The organism is Methylobacterium sp. B1, assembly GCF_000333255.1.
GTDB classification, from domain to species: Bacteria; Pseudomonadota; Alphaproteobacteria; order Rhizobiales; family Beijerinckiaceae; genus Methylobacterium; species Methylobacterium fujisawaense.
In genome coordinates this window covers 1-1,636 of the sequence record NZ_BACT01000590.1, presented here as the reverse complement: position 1 = coordinate 1,636, position 1,636 = coordinate 1, and the positions used below count along the sequence as shown (strand labels likewise).

At 74.3% G+C, this 1,636-nt stretch carries 3 protein-coding genes; 1 reads left to right on the top strand and 2 read right to left on the bottom strand.

Translation table 11 applies throughout. From position 1 onward, the window contains the following. On the bottom strand, positions 1 to 875 hold an 875-nt coding region (locus I53_RS17300; protein WP_043352839.1), incomplete at its 3' end, for an MFS transporter. A 331-nt stretch (positions 876 to 1,206) separates the two neighbouring features. On the opposite strand from I53_RS17300, the gene I53_RS17295 reads away from it, so the two are divergent. Beyond that, a complete protein-coding gene (locus I53_RS17295; RefSeq protein ID WP_043352836.1) occupies positions 1,207 to 1,398 on the top strand; it encodes a hypothetical protein in 192 nt (63 codons plus the stop codon). A gap of 19 nt (positions 1,399 to 1,417) precedes the next feature. Here the strand turns inward: I53_RS17295 and I53_RS34585 are convergent. Beyond that, positions 1,418 to 1,636: hypothetical protein (locus I53_RS34585; protein WP_210161587.1), on the bottom strand; the 219-nt coding region annotated here is incomplete at its 5' end.

Sequence of the window (1,636 nt, the reverse complement as noted above, 5' to 3'; positions counted from 1 at the left end):
CCGGCCCAGAGCACCATGAAGGACAGCGCCACGAGCAGGCTGCCGCCGAGCACCACGGGCTTGGCGCCCCGCCGGTCGGTGAAGCGGCCCGACAGGGGTGCCACGAAGGCGCCGCAGACGCCGATCACCCCGAACAGCCCCGCGCCCGCGGCGGAGAGTCCGAAGGGCGGCCCCTCCACCAGCAGCGCCAGGGTCGCCCAGAAGGCGTTGAAGGCGGCAAACAGCAGCGCCTGCGACAGGCTCGCCGTGCGCAGCACCGGCTGCGTGCGGGCGAGGTGCAGGATCGACAGCATCAGGGCGCGGTAGCGCAGCGGGTGCGTCTGCACCGTGTGGGGCAGGGTGGCCCGGGCGATGGCCGCCATGGCGAGCGCCAGCAGGGACGCGACCAGGAAGACCGGCCGCCATCCGAGATGCGCCCCCAGGACGCCGCTCGCCGTCCGGGCGAGCAGGATGCCGGTGAGCAGGCCGGTCATGACCTGGCCGACGATCCGCCCGCGGCTCGCATCCGGGGCGAGTTCCGCCGCGAACGGGACCGCCTGCTGGGCCGCGCTGGCCAGCACCCCGACCGCGAGGTGGGCGAGGGCGAGGCTCGCGAGGTTCGGGGCCAGGCCCACCGCCAGCAGCGCCAGGGCGAGTCCGAGGCATTGCCCCACGATCAGAGTGCGGCGCGGCAGGGCATCGCCGAGGGGCACGAGCCCGACGATGCCGAGCCCGTAGCCGACGAGCGCCGTGGTCGGCACCCACAGGGCGGCGCGGTCGCCGAACTCCGCCACGATCAGCCCGAGCAGCGGCTGGTTGTAGTAGATGTTGGCGACCGCTCCGCCGGCGATCAGCGTCAGGCCGAGCCGGGCCTTCGCGTCGAGCGTCGTGGTCACGGCTGGGTCGGGGGCAGGCAGGCACGCCGCCGCGGAAGGGCCATGGTCGGGTCCGTGTGCGGGAGAGGTCCGGGCCGCGAGCGATACGGGCGGAGCGTGCGGTGGAGCAAGCTGCGGCGATGCATCCCTGCCGGCACGCCCCCGGCCCCTTCACCGGAACCGAGGGCGCCCCATATGCGGAAGATGCAGCCAGCGCCGTCCGCACGCGAGCGGGCGCCGCAGGCCATGCACCGGGCGTCGAGCCGATAGAGGTTCCGAACCGGATTACGAACGAGAGGGCGGTTTCGTTCCGGATGAACGGGGCCGGAACCGCCGCAGCAGGGAGTACGGGATGCCGAACTACCGCATCGACTTTGCCAAGGAGATCCTCGGGGTACCGTTCACGGTCGGCTCCGTGGCGATCACGCGGGCCCGCGATCCCGAGCGCGCCCGCCGCGCCGCCGAACTCCGCTTCGCCCGCCAGCACGGCGTCGGCGACTGGCGGGAGCGGGCCGACCTCGCCACCGTCGCCGAACAGCTCTGACGCACCCGACCCGGGATCGTCACACGACCTTCGTGCCGCTCCCGCACGCTGGGAGCGCGCCGTTCGGGCCGGTCAAGCTCTGGTCGCGGCGGCCGCGGCGCCGTAGAATGGCGGGCGGATCGGGACGCTGAGCGAGCCGCCCCGGAGTGGGCGGCGGCTGCCGGATCCGCACGCGCCCGTCCGACGAGCCGGCGTCGCGGGGCCGGAAGCGTCTCGAATCCGGGTCGACGGGGGTCAG

Bases quoted from the DNA above. Each gene is read 5' to 3' on its own strand.
- I53_RS17295 (WP_043352836.1), top strand. From the start codon at position 1,207: ATGCCGAACTACCGCATCGACTTTGCCAAGGAGATCCTCGGGGTACCG.